We start from the raw sequence: 14840 nt of genomic DNA, 5'->3' as shown, positions 1-14840 counted from the left end.
CCTCGTTCTCCATCGTCAACTAGATGAGCCGCCCGAACCAGCGCAGCGACATGACGGCGCCGAGCGCCAGCAGCGCCAGCCCCGCGCCCGCGAACCCGGCGGTGATCTGCCGCGGCTCCTTCTTGGTGCCCAACTGCGAGCCCAGGTGCTTGTAGACCTCCGACAGCCCCGACGCGGTCTGAGCCGTGAAGGACTTGCCGTGCGAGGCCTGCGCGATCTGGTCCAGCGACCGCACGTCCGGCGGCACGGGCTTGGTGATCGTCCCGGCCGACGGGTTGGCCTCCGACCGGGGCACGGTGATCGTGCCGCCCGGCGTGCCGAGCGTCACCGTGTAGACGGGGATCTTGAGCCGCGCCGCGGCCTGGGCGGCGGCGATCGGGTCGACGCCCCGCGTCGATGCGCCGTCGGACAGCAGCACGATCGCCGACGGCGGCTTCTTGCCGTTCTGGGACGGCGCCTGCTGGAGGACGCGCACCGCGGTCTGGATCGCCTCGCCGGTCGCGGTGCCGCCGCTGGAGCGCAGCCGTCCGAGCGCGAGGTCGAGCGCGTCCCGGTCGGTCGTCGGGTTGGCGAGCACCTGCGGCGTCAGGTTGAAGGCCTCGATCCCGACGTTGACCTGCTTGGGCACCTGCTCGATGAACGCCTTGGCGGCGCGGCGCGCGGCGACCAGCCGGTTGGGCTTGACGTCGGTGGCGAGCATCGAGCCCGACACGTCGGTCAACAACATGATCTGCGCGTGCTCGACCGGCACCGCGACCGTCCGCTGTGGCTTGGCGGCCGCGACGACGAGGATCGCGACCGCCAGCAGGAACGCCGCCGGCGGCACGTGGCGGCGCCAGCGCGGGCGCCGCGGCGCGACCGACGGCCCCATCCTGGGCGCCGCGAACGCGGCGGCGGCGAGGGCACGGTCGCGCTGCAGCGCGACGTACCCCGCCGCCAGCAGCGGCACCAGGACCAGCGCGACGAGGACGAGGGGTGCGCCGAAGGTCACGGGGTCTGGGTCTGCGAGGGCACCTGCTGCGGGCGGTTCTGAAGCGTGACGTCGACCTCTTGGGACTGGCCGTTGCGCTCCACGGTCAGCTTGATCTTGTTGCCGGGCGCCTTGGAGTTGATGATCGTCGACAGCTCCGTGGGGTCCTGGACCGCCTGGCCGTCGATGCGCTTGACGACGTCGCCGGCCTGCAGGCCCGCCGACTCGGCCGGGCCGCCGGTCTCGACCGAGCCGATGACGGCGCCGGAGGTGGCGTTCGGGTTCGTCGCGCCGCTCGTGTCGATCTGGACGCCGAGCCACGCGTGCGAGACCGTCTTGCCCTCCTTGAGGCCGGGCACGACCTGGCGCACGGTGTTGGACGGGACCGCGAAGCCGATCCCGACGTTGCCGGCGGAGACGCCGTTGGTGGCGATCTGCGAGTTGACGCCGATGACCTTGCCGCCGTCGTCCAGCAGCGGGCCGCCGGAGTTGCCGGGGTTGATCGCGGCGTCGGTCTGGATGACGTCGTCGATCTGGAAGCCGTTGGGCGCCTTGAGCGTGCGCCCGAGCGAGGAGACGATGCCCTCGGTGACCGTGCGGTCCAGGCCGAACGGGTTGCCGATCGCGATCGCGACGTCGCCGACCGACACGCCGCGCGAGTCGGCGAACTCCAGCGGGGTGGTCCCGCCGGGGATCGTGCCGGGGTCGATGTGGACGACCGCGAGGTCGCTGGACGGGTCGACGCCCTTGACGTCGCCCTGGATCGTGCGGCCGTCGGTGCCGAACTTGACCTGGACGGTCTTGGCGGTCTCGACCACGTGGTCGTTGGTGACCAGCGTGCCGCTCTTGTCGATGAGGAAGCCGGTGCCGGTGCCCGTCGAGGTGCGGATCGAGACGACGGCGGGGGAGGCCTGGGTGTAGATCGTGCCCGCGCGGGTCTGGCCGCGCGCCGGCTTGATCGGCTTGGAGCCGACCGAGGGCAGCGCGGCGACCGGCGTGGTGCCGTTCTTGCCGTCGCCGTTGTCGTCCAGCAGCAGGCCGGCCGCGAAGGCGGCGCCGCCGATGACGAGGATCGTGACGGCCATCAGCGCGGCGACGCGGCCGCGGGAGGTGGTTCCCGCCCGCCCGCGCTCCGGCGCGTAGGGGTCGGCGGGCGAGCCGGGCGCGATCGTCGGCCCGGTCGTGGTCGGCGCCTCGGGCTGCTCGGCGGCATGGGCCTGACGCTCGGCCTCGGCCTCGGCGCGACGGCGCGCCTCGGCTTCGGACTCCGCCTCCCAGCCGCCGCTCCAGATGTGCTTGGGCGGGGTCATGCGTCAGCTCCCCCGAAACGGACCGCGGTCATTGCGACAGGGTGCGACAGCTTCCTGATGAAATCCTGTTGCACAGATAAAGGCCAGGTAAGAGAGGATGACACCATGTCCTCAGACGTGGTCACGCTGAAAGCCGGTGCATGGACCTCTCGCTGGGTGCCGTCGGTGGGCATGGTGGGAGTGTCCCTCTTCGGGCACGGTCGCGAACTGCTCGGGCAGCTCGGCGGCCTGGATGCCTATGTGGCGCGCGGGGCGACCTTCGGCATCCCGCTGCTGCACCCGTGGGCCAATCGGCTCAGCGGCTGGTCCTACGCGGTCGACGGGGCGGAGGTCGCGCTGGAGGCCGGCGCGCCCGGCCTGCGGACCGACGAGAACGGCCTGCCGATCCACGGGCTGATGGGCGCCTACCGCGGCTGGGAGGTCCGCGACGACGACGGGCGCCGGCTCGTGGCCGAGGCGACGTGGGAGGAGGGCGGCGAGCGCTTCGCGGGCTTCCCGTTCCCGCACCGCCTGCGGCTGGAGGTCGACCACGGGCCCGACCGGATCGGGGTGACCACGACGCTGACGCCGCTGGGCGACGTCGGGGTGCCGATCTCCTTCGGCTTCCACCCGTACTTCACGCTGCCCGGCGTGCCGCGCGAGGAGCTGGTGCTGCGCACGCCGTCGATGACCCGGCTGCGCCTGGACGACCACGCGATCCCGACCGGCGAGCGCGAGCGCGTCGGCCCACGCCACGCCACGCTCGGCGACGCGCCGCTGGACGCGCACTTCACCGACCTCGGCGCCCACCCCTGCTTCACGATCGCCGGCGGCGGCCACGAGCTGACCGTCGAGTTCCTGGAGGGCTACACGCACCTCCAGCTCTTCTCGCCGCCCGGCCGCCCGATCGTCGCGATCGAGCCGATGACCGCGCCGATCGACGCGCTGCGCTCGGGCGAGGGGCTGCGGGTCGTGACCGAGCCGTTCCGGGCGGCCTTCGCGATCGACCTGTCGGAGGCGAGCTAGGGCGAGGCGGGGCGGGGGAAGGCGGGGCGCTGGTCGCGCTTACGCCTCCGCCGCCACCGGCGCGGCCTCGGCCTCGCCCTCGGCCAGGCCGCCCTCGACGGCCTCGGTGTCCAGCTCCTCCGCTTCGGCCTGGGCGAACAGCGACGGGTCGCGCTTGGAGCCGCGGATGACGTCGTCGGGCGCGGTCGCGTCGACGGGCTTCAGCCGGCCCTGCTTCATCCCGAAGTAGAAGGCCTGCGGGTGGTGGGCCACCAGGGCCAGCGTCGACTGCTCGGGCACCGGCGCGTAGCCGTCGGAGATCGCCATGCCGATGGCCGAGAGGTCCAGCAGCGCGTCGACCTTCTCGTGCTCGGACTGGTCGGGGACCGCCGGGTAGCCCCAGGAGTAGCGGCGGCCCTGGGTCTCCGGGATCCCGAGATCCGCGCGGACCTTGGCGTGCAGCCACTCGGCCAGGCCCTCCGCGGTCTGGACGCCGAGGCCGTGGACGAACAGCTGCTCGGCGAACTCGCCGTCGGACTCCAGCTGGGCCATCAGCTCGGTGACCTCGTCGCCGACCGTGACGGCCTGCAGGGCAACCACATCAAGTTCCCCGCTGTCCTTGGGGCGGAAGAAGTCGGCCAGGCAGACGTGGTCGTTGCCGGGCTGGCGCGGGTTGACGAAGCGGGTCAGGACCGTGGAGCGGTCGGACGGGTCCAGGACGACGACGTCGTTGTCCTCGCTGTAGCAGGGGAAGTACCCCAACAACGCCCGCGGGTGCAGGTAGGTCTGCTCGCGCCACATGCGCTCGAGCTTGGGCCGGAAGCCCTCGTCCTCGTCGGTGCCCTCCAGGAGCTGCCGCCAGGCCTCGCCCTTGATGCCCTTGCCGCCCCAGTGCAGCTTGAACAGCACGTGCGTGTCGAGGTGCTGGTAGACGTCGTCGAGGTCGACCGGGATCTCGCGCACGCCCCAGAACGGCGGCTCGGGGACCTCGACGTCGACCGCCGCGTCCGAGCGCTCGGTGCCGGTCGTGTCGAGCACGACCTCCTCGTCACCCTTCTCGCGGAACGCGTTGGCGTCGGCGCGCAGCTTCTCCAGCAGCTCGACGCGCTGCTCGTCCTCGACGAGGCGGTCCATCACGTGCAGGCCCTCGAAGGCGTCCTTGCAGTAGAAGACGCCCGGGTCGTAGAGCTTCTCGTCGTCCAGGCCGTTGACGTGCAGCGCGCGGTAGCCGAAGGCGCGGTTGATCGCGGCGCCGCCGATCAACACGGGGTACGGCAGGCCCTCGCGCTCCAGCTCCTGCACGGCCAGCGGCATCTGCTTGGACGTCGACACCAACAACGCGCTCAGGCCGATCGCCGTGGCGTCGTGCTCCTTGGCCGCGTCGATGATCGTGGAGACCGGGACCTGCTTGCCGAGGTCGATCACCGTGTAGCCGTTGTTGGTGAGGATCGTGTTCACCAACGACTTGCCGATGTCGTGGACGTCGCCGAAGACCGTGGCCAGGACGACCGTGCCCTTGGTGTAGCCCTCGATCCGGTCCAGGTAGTTCTCCAGCTGGGCGACCGCGCGCTTCATGACCTCGGCGCTCTGCAGGACGAACGGCAGGATCAGCTCGCCGGCGCCGAACTTGTCGCCGACCTCCTTCATCGCCGGCAGCAGGACGTCGTTGAGCACCGGCACCGCGCCGAGCTTCTCGACGGCCGCGTCGATCTGGGCCTCGACGCCGTCCTTCTTGCGGCGCAGGATGTGCCAGTGCAGCGCCTCCTCGGGCTCCATGTCGGCCGTCGGGTCCGCGGCGCCCGCGGCCTCCTCGGTCTCGCCCTTGGACTCGAAGTGCGCGATGAAGCGCTCCAGCGCGTCCTCGCGCTTGTTGTAGACCAGGTCGTCGGCCAGCTCGCGCTCCAGCTCGCTGATCTCCCCGTACGGCGTGATGTGATTGGGGTTGACCATCGCGAGGTCCAGGCCGGCCTCGACGCAGTGGTGCAGGAACACCGAGTTGAGCACCGCGCGGGCGCCGGGGGAGACGCCGAAGGACACGTTGGAGACGCCCAGCGACGTCTTGACGCCGGGCAGCGCGGCCTTGATGTCGCGGATGCCGTCGATCGTCTCGACCGCCGACGGCTTCCACTCGTCGTCGCCGGTCGTCAGCGTGAACGTCAGGCAGTCGAAGATCAGCAGCTCGGGATCGAGGCCGTGCTCGTCGCAGGCGATCTCCTTGATGCGCGTGGCGATCTCGACCTTGCGCTCGGCGGTCTTGGCCATGCCGACCTCGTCGATCGTCAGCGCGATCAGCGCGGCGCCGTGCTGGATGGCCAGCGGGATGACCGTGTCGGCCTTCGCGCGGCCGGCCTCCAGGTTGATGGAGTTGACGATCGCGCGGCCCGGGGTCTGCTCCAGCGCGAGCTTGATGACGTCGGGCTCGGTCGAGTCGATCTGCAGCGGCGCGGGCTGGGACAGGGACACGCGCTTGGCGACCTGGCGCATCTGCTCGTCCTCGTCGGTGCGCTCGGTCAGCGCGACGCAGAGGTCGAGCACGTGCGCGCCGCCCTCGACCTGGTCCTCGGCGACCTGCACGAGGCCGTCGTAGTCGTCGGCCAGCAGCAGCTCTTTGGCCTTGCGCGAGCCCTGCGAGTTGACGCGCTCGCCGACGAGCGTCGGGGCGGGCTCCTGGACCAGCGGCGTCGCGCTGATCATCGAGGACACCATCGGGGCGCGCGGCGCCGGGCGCTCGCCCGGCCGGTGCCCGCGGACGCGCTCGGCGATCGCCGAGATGTGGTTGACCGTCGTGCCGCAGCAGCCGCCGACGACCGAGACGCCGTGCTGCTGCACGAACTCGCCGAGCACGGCCGCCAGCTCGTCGGGGCCCTCGGGGAAGATCGTCTCGCCGTTGCGCCCCTGCTGGGGCAGGCCGGCGTTCGGGATGCAGTGGACCGGGACCGGCGAGAACTCGCCGAGGAACCGGATCGCGTCGCGCATGTCGTTGGGGCCGGTCGAGCAGTTCAGGCCGATGACGTCGACCTTCAAGGCCTCCAACGTGGTCAGCACCGCGCTGATGTCGGTGCCCAGCAGCATCTTGCCGCCGTTGGGCAGCAGCGAGACCGACGTCTGGATCGGCACCGAGCGGCCGACGAGCTTGAACGCCTCGCGCGCGCCGAAGATCGCGGCCTTGACCTCCAGGATGTCCTGGGCGGTCTCGATGATCAGCAGGTCGGCGCCGCCCTGGACCAGGCCCTGGGCCTGCTCGGTGAAGACCTCGACCAGCTCGGCGAAGGTGATCTTGCCCAGCGTCGGGTCGTCGGAGGCGGGGAGGTGGCCGGTGGGGCCGATCGATCCGGCGACGAAGCGGTCCTCGCCGACCGCGCGGCGGGCGATCTCGGCGGCCTTCTGGTTGATCTCCAGCGTGTGCTCGCCGAGGCCCCACTCCTCGAGCTTCAGCCGGGAGGCCTGGAACGTGTCGGTCTCCACGACCTCGGCGCCCGCGCGGACCATCGACTCGTGCAGCTCCTGGATGACGTCCGGGCGGTGCAGCACGAGCGCCTCGTGGCACTTGCCCTCCAGCCCGCCGTAGTCGGCCTGGGAGAGGTCGAACTCCTCCAGGGTCGCGCCCATCGAGCCGTCGAAGACGACGACGTGGTCACGGACGGCGGCCAGGAAATCGCGCATGCGCGAAAGGGTAGCGCAACCTTGACACAACTGTGTCAGGGTAGGTCGGATCGCGGGTCGTCCGAGGACGACGAAGGGCCCCGCCGAAGCGGGGCCCCAGGTCACTGCCGCGAATCCGGTGAGACGCGTCGGTCAGCGGGTGACCGCGAACGACTGGCGGCTCGAGTTCGTGGCGCCGGTGGAGTCACGAACGGTGAGCTTCACGTACTTCGTGTCGGCGTTCGAGAACGCCTTGCTCAGCTTGCAGCCGGTCGCCGTCTCCCAGACCGTGGCGCCGGTCTGGTCCTCGAACGACCAGGTGCAGGTCAGCGTGCCGGTGCCCGTCGAGCGGGTGCCGTCGAGCGTGACCGCCTTGTTCACGCGCACGTTGCTCGGAACCGTCCACACGGCCTTGACCGGGGTGGTGGCCGGCGGGGTCGGGTCGGTGCTCGGAGGCGTCACGACCGGAGGCGTGGTCGAGCCGACCTGGATGCCACGGTCGGTGCCGTCGCTGGCGTTGCCCTTGCCCAGCGAGCCGGAGGCGAGGGCGTAGCCCGCGTAGCTCGTCGGGTTGGCGCCGCCGACGAACGTCGCCTTGCCGGTCACGTCATGGGAGCCCGAGGCGCCCGAGCTGAGCAGGTTGTAGTCCTGGGTCAGCGAGGAGACGCCGATCTTCTGGATGCCACCGGCGAGCACGTTGTCGCGGACGGTGCCGCTCGTGTGCGCCGACGGGTGGTCGGTGCCGTTGGTCCAGTCCTCGAAGTGCAGGCTGCCGCCGAGGATCGTGTTGTGGACGGCGGTGGTGTTCGCCGACCAGCCGAAGTACGCCGCGTACGGGTACTCGGACATGACGAACACGTTGTTGCTCAGCGTCGCGTTGCTGGTCCCGTTGGGGGCCATGATCCCGGTCGTGACGTCGTGGAAGTAGTTCCCGGTGATCGTCGTGGACGGGCCCGTGTAGAGCTGGATCGAGTCGACGTGCGCCGAGCAGCTGCCCTGCTTCAGGTTGCTGAACTCGTTGCCCGGCCCGATCGTGTTGTTGGTGGCGTTGCCGATGAACACGCCGTCGGCGCAGCCGCCGTTGCCGAAGTGGCTGTTGCGGACGGTGTTGTCGTGCGCGCCGAGGTTCATCGACAGGCGGCCTTCCCAGGTCGCCGGGCCGAGGTTGTCGAACGTGTCGCCGTCGAGGACGATGTGGTTGGCGTTGTCGCGCAGCACGACGCCGGACGTGAACTTCACGCCCTGGATCGTGATGTAGGACGTGCCGGCGAACTGCGCGCCGGCCATCGTCACGTTGGCGCCGCTCGCGGCCTTGAGCGTCACGCCCGGGGCCGACTTGCTCGCGCCGTTGAAGGCGCTGTAGGCGCCGGCGGCCAGCTGGACCGTGTCTCCGGCCTTGGCCGAGTTGTAGACGCTCGTCAGCGTGGACGGCGTCGCGTTGAGGGTGGCGGCGTTGGCGGCGCCCGGAAGGGCGGCGACGGCGCACAGCGCCCCCAGGGACAGCGCAGCGGGGACCGCCACGGAAAGGGTACGTGCAGAACGCACGGGTTTTCCTCCGGTTCTGAGACTGGTTTGGGTCTAGGACCGCCGGAAGCCGACTGCTCACGCGACGCATGCGCGCCGCGCGGCGGTGGCCGAGGCGGACGGATGGGATGCGACGCACGGGAAGTCCCGAGGGACCCCCTACCCCCTGCGTCGAGTCAGGAGGTTTCTACCAGGGTGGGAGACCGGCCTAACCGGGGTCGGCCTGGGCATGACCGGCCGTTCCGGCGGGCGGATACCGAGGTTTCGGTGGCCGGATGCGCAGGGTCGCCCGGGTGGCGGACCGGGGCGGGCTATGCACCCGGACGAGGAGCGTCGCCGGCGCTCGATGTCACCCTGCTGCCCTACTAGTGGGGCAAGATCCCGCGATCGCGGGAGGGCCGGGAGACGCCCTCGTCTCTGGTTCCGGCCGCTCGCGGACCCGGGCGGACTGTGCCAGGGTCCGGCGCATGGCCGATCTCGTGGTGCGCGCCTACGAAGCGGACGACGCCGCCGCGCTGGAGGCCGCGGTCGCCGCGTCGCGGGAGCACCTGCGCCCGTGGATGGCGTGGGCGGCGGGCCCGCCGCCGGGCGTGGCCTGGCGCCGCCGCTGGATCCGCGACGTGTGCGCCGAGGAGGCCGCCGGCGGCGACCGCTACCGCGGGTTCTTCGACGCGGCCGACGGCACGCTGCTGGGCTCCGGCGGCCTGCACCGCCGGATCGGCCCGCGCGCGTGGGAGATCGGCTACTGGGTCCACGTCGACCAGATCGGCCGCGGCGTCGCCACCGCGGCCGTCGCCCAACTCGTCGCCGAGGCCTTCTCGGATCCCGACGTCGACCTCGTCCAGATCCACCACGACGCCGCCAACCTCGCCTCCGGCGCCGTCGCCCGCCGCTCCGGCTTCACCGACCTCGGGACGGTGGCCAAGCCGAACCTCGCGGCGCCAGGGGAGACGGGGGTGGAGCGGCGATGGCGCCTGGAGCGCGAGGCGGCGGGCTTCTAGTAGTAGGCCTGGGGATCAGTAGGCGAGGTACTGGACCTGGAAGCGGACGATCTTCGCGTCGCGCTTGCAGGTCGCCTCGACCGCGATCCCCCGCGCAACCGTCCGGCCCGTGCAGCGATAGCCCGCGATCCGACACGGATCGCTCAGCCGGACGTGTGCGGGGGTGGGGACCTCGAGGCACCCCTTGGGCGCGTGGGAGATGACCTTCTGGATGAGCGGATAGGCGGTGGTGCAGCTCACGCCTCGGACCTGGATCGAGTACGCGGACTTCTTGGGCGGCGGGTCTCCGGGCGTCTTGCAGCTCTTCAACTTGGCCGCTGAGAGCGCCGCGGGGTCCGGCGCGGCGCTGGTCCCGGCCGGGGCCGCGAGCGCCAGCACGACGAGGGCGGGTACGGGAAGCCGACGCATCCCGCTCAGAAGTCGCTTAGCGGACATGGGGCGGACCCTAACCGGATTCGCTACCCGCCGGTGCCGATGATGCGGAAGGTCTGCTGGCGCTTGGCGCCGACGGGGTAGCGCACGGTGACGTTGTCGTCGCTCAGCACGTAGGCGTTGCGATTCACCGGCTCGATGTGGCGGAAGCCGTCGTCATCGGTGACCTCGATCCGCGTGACCCCGTCGGGCAGCACGCCGTAGATCGACTTGCCGTCGTTGGCCTGGAGGCCGTCGCGCAGGGCGACCTCCTCGGTGTCGCAGCCGATGCTGAGGCCGCGATGCGGCGCGGGGTTCTCGAGCCCGAGGCAGACGAAGCCGTTGCCCGGAATCAGCCAGAGGCGCTTGCCGTCGATGTGGGCGAGGACGCGCGCCCCGCCGGCGTCGAGCCCGAACGTGCGGCTGTGACGGGCCAGTCGGCGCACCAGCGCGTTGTCGCGATCCTCGGCCGTCGCCGGGGCGGCCAGCCGCGAATAGCCCTTCAACAGCGTGGCGGGGACGTGCGGAAGCGGCGCGCGGTCGGGCCTCACGTTGACCGGGTTGGTGATCTTCGGCTCGCGCGGCGGCCGCTCGTGGACGAGCGTGACGACCGCGGCCCCGACGCCGACCGGCACCACGAGGGCGACGGCGACCAGCGCCAGCGAGCGTCGGGTGACGCGGCCCCACGGCAGGGACGGACGGCGGCCGGACTCCTGCTCGCGCGCGGCCGCCGCGGCGGTCGCCGCCGCCACGAGGTTCGCGCGGTTCTGCGGCACGTAGGTCATGACGGCTGGTCCTTCATCCGCGCGCGCAGCGCCTTGAGCCCACGGCTCACGGACTTGCGCACCACCATCTCCGAGCACGCGAGCTGCTGGGCGATCTCCTCGTATGGCCGCTCTTCGAGCACGCGGGCCCGAACGGCTTCCCGCTGGCGCGGGGGCAGCTGCTCCAGCGCGGCCATCAGCGCGGGCCCGTCGGCGGCCAGCTCGACGATCGCGTCGAGATCGACCTCGTGCAGGTGGACCGGCTCCCAGGTGATCAGGCGGCGGCGCGCCTGCTCCTCGACCCGTCCGCGCCGGATGCTGGTGAGCAGCGTGTTGCGGGCGATCGTGAAGAGCCAGGCGGCGGCGCTGCCGCTGCCGGCGCCGATGAAGCGGTCGGCGGCGCTCAGCGCCGCGGCGAAGACCTCGCCGCTGAGGTCGACCGCGACCTCGGGGTCCCGCGTACGCCGCTGCAGCCACGCCAAGATGGGGCCTTCCCAACGCTCGTAGAACACGGCGAAGGCCTCGGGATCGTCTTTCGTTCGTCTGAGGAGCTCGGCGTCGGACGCCGACCGCAAGGGCCCCATGCCCATATGAACCGGCGGGGGCCCTTGCTGTGACCGATCAGTGCGTTTCAGCCGACGACGCCGAACTCGGCCGTCCCGCTCGGACCGTCGACGGAGACCGTGGCGGTCCCCGACGGCAGGGTGTAGATGCCGCCGGAGGAGACCGTCGCGGTCGTGAGCGAACCGCCCATGGGAGTGACAGTCACCGAAGTGACGCCGTCCGGGACGATCCCGTAGATGGTGGTGCCGTCGCCGATGGTCATCCCGCGAGTGATGACGTCGTCGCTCCCCTCGCACGCGGCGCCGATCGCGCCGCCAGTGGTGTCCTCCAGGCCCAGGCAGAGCCCGTCAGTGACCGGGATCAGCCAGATCGGCCCGGCATCGGTGGAGTCGACCACGCGGGAGCCGTCGACGTCGACGCCGATCTGCGCGTGAGTGCCGAAGGCCGCGACCTGGGTCGTGTCCGGGCCGGACCCTCGGGCCAGGATCGGCGCGAGCACCGAGTAGGCCGCGATCTCCGCAGTGGTCGCGGGAGCCGGAGTGTCGGTGATCGTCGGTTGCCACAGCGGCGGCGGATCGTCGCCGCCGGCCTGCGCGATCCCGACCGTGACACCGGCGCCGAGCCCGGCGGCGGCGGCGAGGGCGGCCATTCGCTTGGTGAGCCTCATCCTCATCGCCTCCTAGTAGTCGTATCGCGTCGTCGAGTTGACGCTGATCGCGAACGTGTTCTTGTTGGCGATCCAGCCGTGGTAGCAGCAGGAGCCGTCCTCGCTGCGGCTGGCGAACCCGCCGCTGCTCGCGCAGGCCTGCGTGCCGACCGTCGCGCGGGTCGCCACGTCGAAGCCTGCCAGCCCCTGGTCCTTGGCCACACAGAACCCGTTGTGGTCAGCCGATCCCTGGATGTAGGTGATCGAGTGCGCATCCGTGCTCGCGAACCCGGCGTTAGTCGCGAGTGAGCCGCTGAACCAGAAATCCGACGTTCCGTACGCCGCCGTGGCGCAGACACCGAACACCACCACGAGGACGGCGCCTCCGAGCGCCCTCCGTGCCTTTCGCATGGGAATTGCCTCCTTCATTGCATTGATAACTGCTCAACGTGCGCAATCAATCGCCTTCTCAACAACCGTGCCGTGGGAGTGTTGAAATGATGGAGGTTTCTTGAGCGGAACGAACGTGGTGCGAATCAGCCTCCGGCCGGTTGGCCCAGGCGTTCCCAGGAAACGCCAACGTTCCATGCTCGGGCGTTCGCCGGCGGGCCGTCGCGACCGGTCCGGCGCACCGGTCGGCGGAGCTTCACCCGACGGAATTCGCAGCGACAGGCGCCCAGCGCGCGTGCCCAGCTTCCGGGCGGGTGGTCCGGCGCGATCTCCAGGCGCGGCCTCGTCCGCCGCGCCGCCCCCAACGACGAAAGCCCCGCCGAGGCGGGGCTTCCGAGGTCCTGCGGGGCGGGCTGCTCGCCCGGGGCGCTACTTGATGAACAGCATCTCGCTGTACTTCGGCAGCGGCCAGAGGTCGTCGGCGACGATGCGCTCGAGGCGGTCGGCGATCGCGCGGACGTCGTTCATCGCCGGGATGACCACGTCGCGCATGTACTTGGCGTGCTTCAACCCGCCCTCGGGGCCGTTGTGGTCGTTGGCCTTCTCCAGCGCGGTGATCTTGGAGAAGAGGTCCTCGACCAGCGGCTCGACCTCCTCGGCCAGCGCGGTGACGCCGGAGGCCTTCAGCTCCGTCAGGTGGCGCACGGCCGCCGGCAGGATCATCGTGCGGGCCAGGGACGCGGCGGTCTCGGCCTCGATGTTCAGCTTCGTCGCGTACTGCTCGACGAAGACCTCGAAGCGCGACTCCAGCTCGCGCTCGGTCAGCACGCCGTAGTTCTCGAACGCGCGGATCGTCTGCTTCTCGACCAGCCACGGCAGCGCGTCGGGCGTCGTCGGCAGGTTGGCCAGCCCGCGCTCCTCGGCCTCCTTGTGCCAGGCGTCGGAGTAGCCGTCGCCGTTGAAGACGACCTGCTTGTTGCGCTCCCAGACGTCCTTGACGACCTCGGAGACCGCGGCGGTCACGTCGCCCTTGCTGGCCTTCAGCTGCTTCTCCAGCAGGGCGCTCAGCTCGTCGATCGACTCGGCGACGATCGTGTTGAGCACCGCGTTGACGAAGCCCAGCGACATGCTGGAGCCCAGCGCGCGGAACTCGAACTTGTTGCCGGTGAACGCGAACGGCGAGGTGCGGTTGCGGTCGCCGCCGTCGCGGGGCAGGTGCGGCAGGACCTCGGCGCCCAGGCCCATCAGGCCCTTCCGGACGCGCTTGCCCTTGCCGGTCGCGATCTTCGAGAACGCCTGCTCCAGCTCGGCGCCGAGGAAGATCGAGATGATCGCCGGCGGCGCCTCGTTGGCGCCCAGGCGGTGGTCCTGGCCGACGTTGGCCACCGACGCGCGCAGCAGCGCCTGGTGCTTGTTGACGGCCTTGATGACCGCCGAGCAGAAGAACATGAACTGCGCGTTCTCGCCCGGCGTGTCGCCCGGGTTGAGCAGGTTGTGGCCGGAGTCGGTGCCCATCGACCAGTTGTTGTGCTTGCCCGAGCCGTTGACGCCCGCGAACGGCTTCTCGTGCAGGAGGCAGACCAGGCCGTAGCGGCGGGCCACGTTCTGCAGGACCTGCATCGTCAGCTGCTGGTGGTCGGAGCCGACGTTGGAGTTCTCGAAGATCGGCGCCAGCTCGTACTGCGCCGGGGCGACCTCGTTGTGGCGGGTCTTGACCGGCACGCCGAGCTTGCGCAGCTCCTGCTCGGACTCCATCATGTAGGCCAGGACGCGCTCGGGGATCGACCCGAAGTAGTGCTCGTCGAGCTCGTGGCCCTTGGGCGGCTTGGTGCCGAACAGCGTGCGACCGGTCGTGTACAGGTCAGGGCGCTCGAAGTAGTACTGCTCGTCGATCAGGAAGTACTCCTGCTCGGGGCCGACCGTCGTGAAGATCCGCGTGGTCTCCTCGTCGCCGAACAGCTTCAGCGCCTTCAGCGCGCTCTTGGACAGCGCGTCCATCGAGCGCAGCAGCGGGATCTTGTGGTCCAGCGCCTCGCCCGTCCACGACACGAACGCCGTCGGGATGCACAGGAACGTGCCGTTCGGGTTGTCGAGGATGAACGCCGGCGACGTCGGGTCCCACGCGGTGTAGCCGCGGGCCTCGAACGTCGCGCGGATGCCGCCCGTCGGGAACGACGACGCGTCCGGCTCGCCCTGGATCAGCTCCTTGCCCGAGAACTCGGCGATCGCGTGGCCGTCGCCGGTCGGGTTGTAGAACGAGTCGTGCTTCTCGGCCGTCAGGCCGGTCAGCGGCTGGAACCAGTGCGTGTAGTGCGTGGCGCCCTTCTCCATCGCCCACTCGCGCATCGCCTGCGCGACCGCGTCGGCCAGGGAGGAGTCCAGCGGCTCGCCGGCCTCCAGCGTGGCCTGGAGCTGCCGGAAGACGTGCTTGGGCAGACGCGCGCGCTGCTCGTCGATCGTGAAGACGTTGGCGCCGAAGACGTTGGCGCCGGGCAGCGTCAGGTCGGTCTTGCCGAGGGCGCCGCCGTTGACCGACCACTGGGCGGCCGTGACGTTCTGCTGGCGGACGGGGCTCATGGGGCGGGAACTTCCTCCTGTGCGTGCATGCGTGTTCGGGGCGCGTGGGGGCGCCGT

Annotated in this window: 12 protein-coding genes; 2 read left to right on the top strand and 10 right to left on the bottom strand. The window is 70.9% G+C overall.

What is annotated here, in order from left to right; all coding sequences use genetic code 11:
* Positions 1-19 precede the first annotated feature (19 nt).
* Positions 20-991: a VWA domain-containing protein gene (locus tag VFG42_RS16405; protein WP_324909841.1), complete on the bottom strand. Its 972-nt coding sequence runs from the start codon at positions 989-991 to the stop codon at positions 20-22.
* On the bottom strand, positions 988-2280 hold the full coding sequence (locus tag VFG42_RS16400; RefSeq protein ID WP_324909840.1) for a S1C family serine protease: 1293 nt from the start codon (positions 2278-2280) through the stop codon (positions 988-990). The genes VFG42_RS16405 and VFG42_RS16400 overlap by 4 nt, the downstream gene beginning before the upstream one ends.
* A 171-nt stretch (positions 2281-2451) precedes the next feature.
* On the opposite strand from VFG42_RS16400, the gene VFG42_RS16395 reads away from it, so the two are divergent.
* Positions 2452-3285, top strand: coding sequence for an aldose 1-epimerase (locus VFG42_RS16395; RefSeq protein ID WP_324909839.1), 834 nt, complete (start codon positions 2452-2454; stop codon positions 3283-3285).
* Between the two features lie 39 nt (positions 3286-3324).
* Here the strand turns inward: VFG42_RS16395 and metH are convergent, their stop codons facing one another.
* Together metH and VFG42_RS16385 are read right to left on the bottom strand one after the other, a co-directional pair.
* The gene (gene metH / locus VFG42_RS16390) at positions 3325-6927 is read right to left on the bottom strand and encodes a methionine synthase (RefSeq protein WP_324909838.1); all 3603 of its coding nucleotides are present in this window, start codon (positions 6925-6927) and stop codon (positions 3325-3327) included.
* 132 nt (positions 6928-7059) lie between these two features.
* Positions 7060-8427: a right-handed parallel beta-helix repeat-containing protein gene (locus tag VFG42_RS16385; protein ID WP_324909837.1), complete on the bottom strand. Its 1368-nt coding sequence runs from the start codon at positions 8425-8427 to the stop codon at positions 7060-7062.
* A 470-nt stretch (positions 8428-8897) separates the two neighbouring features.
* Between VFG42_RS16385 and VFG42_RS16380 the strand changes: the two genes are divergently transcribed.
* The gene (locus tag VFG42_RS16380; RefSeq protein WP_324909836.1) at positions 8898-9431 is read left to right on the top strand and encodes a GNAT family N-acetyltransferase; all 534 of its coding nucleotides are present in this window, start codon (positions 8898-8900) and stop codon (positions 9429-9431) included.
* A gap of 15 nt (positions 9432-9446) precedes the next feature.
* On the opposite strand, the gene VFG42_RS16375 is transcribed toward VFG42_RS16380, so the two are convergent.
* From VFG42_RS16375 to VFG42_RS16350, 6 genes are all read right to left on the bottom strand, one after another.
* On the bottom strand, positions 9447-9866 hold the full coding sequence (locus tag VFG42_RS16375) for a hypothetical protein (RefSeq protein WP_324909835.1): 420 nt from the start codon (positions 9864-9866) through the stop codon (positions 9447-9449).
* A gap of 23 nt (positions 9867-9889) precedes the next feature.
* Positions 9890-10627 (bottom strand): hypothetical protein, encoded by a 738-nt coding sequence (locus VFG42_RS16370; protein ID WP_324909834.1) that lies wholly within the window; start codon positions 10625-10627, stop codon positions 9890-9892.
* A complete protein-coding gene (locus VFG42_RS16365) occupies positions 10624-11118 on the bottom strand; it encodes an RNA polymerase sigma factor (RefSeq protein WP_324909833.1) in 495 nt (164 codons plus the stop codon). The genes VFG42_RS16370 and VFG42_RS16365 overlap by 4 nt, the downstream gene beginning before the upstream one ends.
* 119 nt (positions 11119-11237) lie before the next feature.
* The gene (locus VFG42_RS16360; RefSeq protein ID WP_324909832.1) at positions 11238-11837 is read right to left on the bottom strand and encodes a hypothetical protein; all 600 of its coding nucleotides are present in this window, start codon (positions 11835-11837) and stop codon (positions 11238-11240) included.
* A gap of 12 nt (positions 11838-11849) precedes the next feature.
* Entirely contained in the window at positions 11850-12188 is a 339-nt protein-coding gene (locus VFG42_RS16355) for a hypothetical protein (protein WP_324909831.1), read from the bottom strand.
* A gap of 447 nt (positions 12189-12635) precedes the next feature.
* Positions 12636-14783, bottom strand: a complete 2148-nt coding sequence (locus VFG42_RS16350; RefSeq protein WP_324909830.1) for a glutamine synthetase III — start codon at positions 14781-14783, stop codon at positions 12636-12638.
* Between the last annotated feature and the right edge of the window lie 57 nt (positions 14784-14840).

This window comes from Baekduia sp. (assembly GCF_035685985.1).
Lineage (GTDB): Bacteria > Actinomycetota > Thermoleophilia > Solirubrobacterales > Solirubrobacteraceae > Baekduia.
This window is presented reverse-complemented; position numbering and strand designations above follow the sequence as displayed.

Excerpts from the sequence above, each read along its gene's own strand:
- VFG42_RS16360 (WP_324909832.1), bottom strand. The coding sequence starts at position 11,837 with ATGAGGCTCACCAAGCGAATGGCCGCCCTCGCCGCCGCCGCCGGGCTC.
- VFG42_RS16400 (WP_324909840.1), bottom strand. The coding sequence starts at position 2,280 with ATGACCCCGCCCAAGCACATCTGGAGCGGCGGCTGGGAGGCGGAGTCC.
- VFG42_RS16350 (WP_324909830.1), bottom strand. The coding sequence starts at position 14,783 with ATGAGCCCCGTCCGCCAGCAGAACGTCACGGCCGCCCAGTGGTCGGTC.
- VFG42_RS16395 (WP_324909839.1), top strand. The coding sequence starts at position 2,452 with ATGGTGGGAGTGTCCCTCTTCGGGCACGGTCGCGAACTGCTCGGGCAG.
- VFG42_RS16380 (WP_324909836.1), top strand. The coding sequence starts at position 8,898 with ATGGCCGATCTCGTGGTGCGCGCCTACGAAGCGGACGACGCCGCCGCG.
- VFG42_RS16370 (WP_324909834.1), bottom strand. The coding sequence starts at position 10,627 with ATGACCTACGTGCCGCAGAACCGCGCGAACCTCGTGGCGGCGGCGACC.
- metH (WP_324909838.1), bottom strand. The coding sequence starts at position 6,927 with ATGCGCGATTTCCTGGCCGCCGTCCGTGACCACGTCGTCGTCTTCGAC.
- VFG42_RS16375 (WP_324909835.1), bottom strand. The coding sequence starts at position 9,866 with ATGTCCGCTAAGCGACTTCTGAGCGGGATGCGTCGGCTTCCCGTACCC.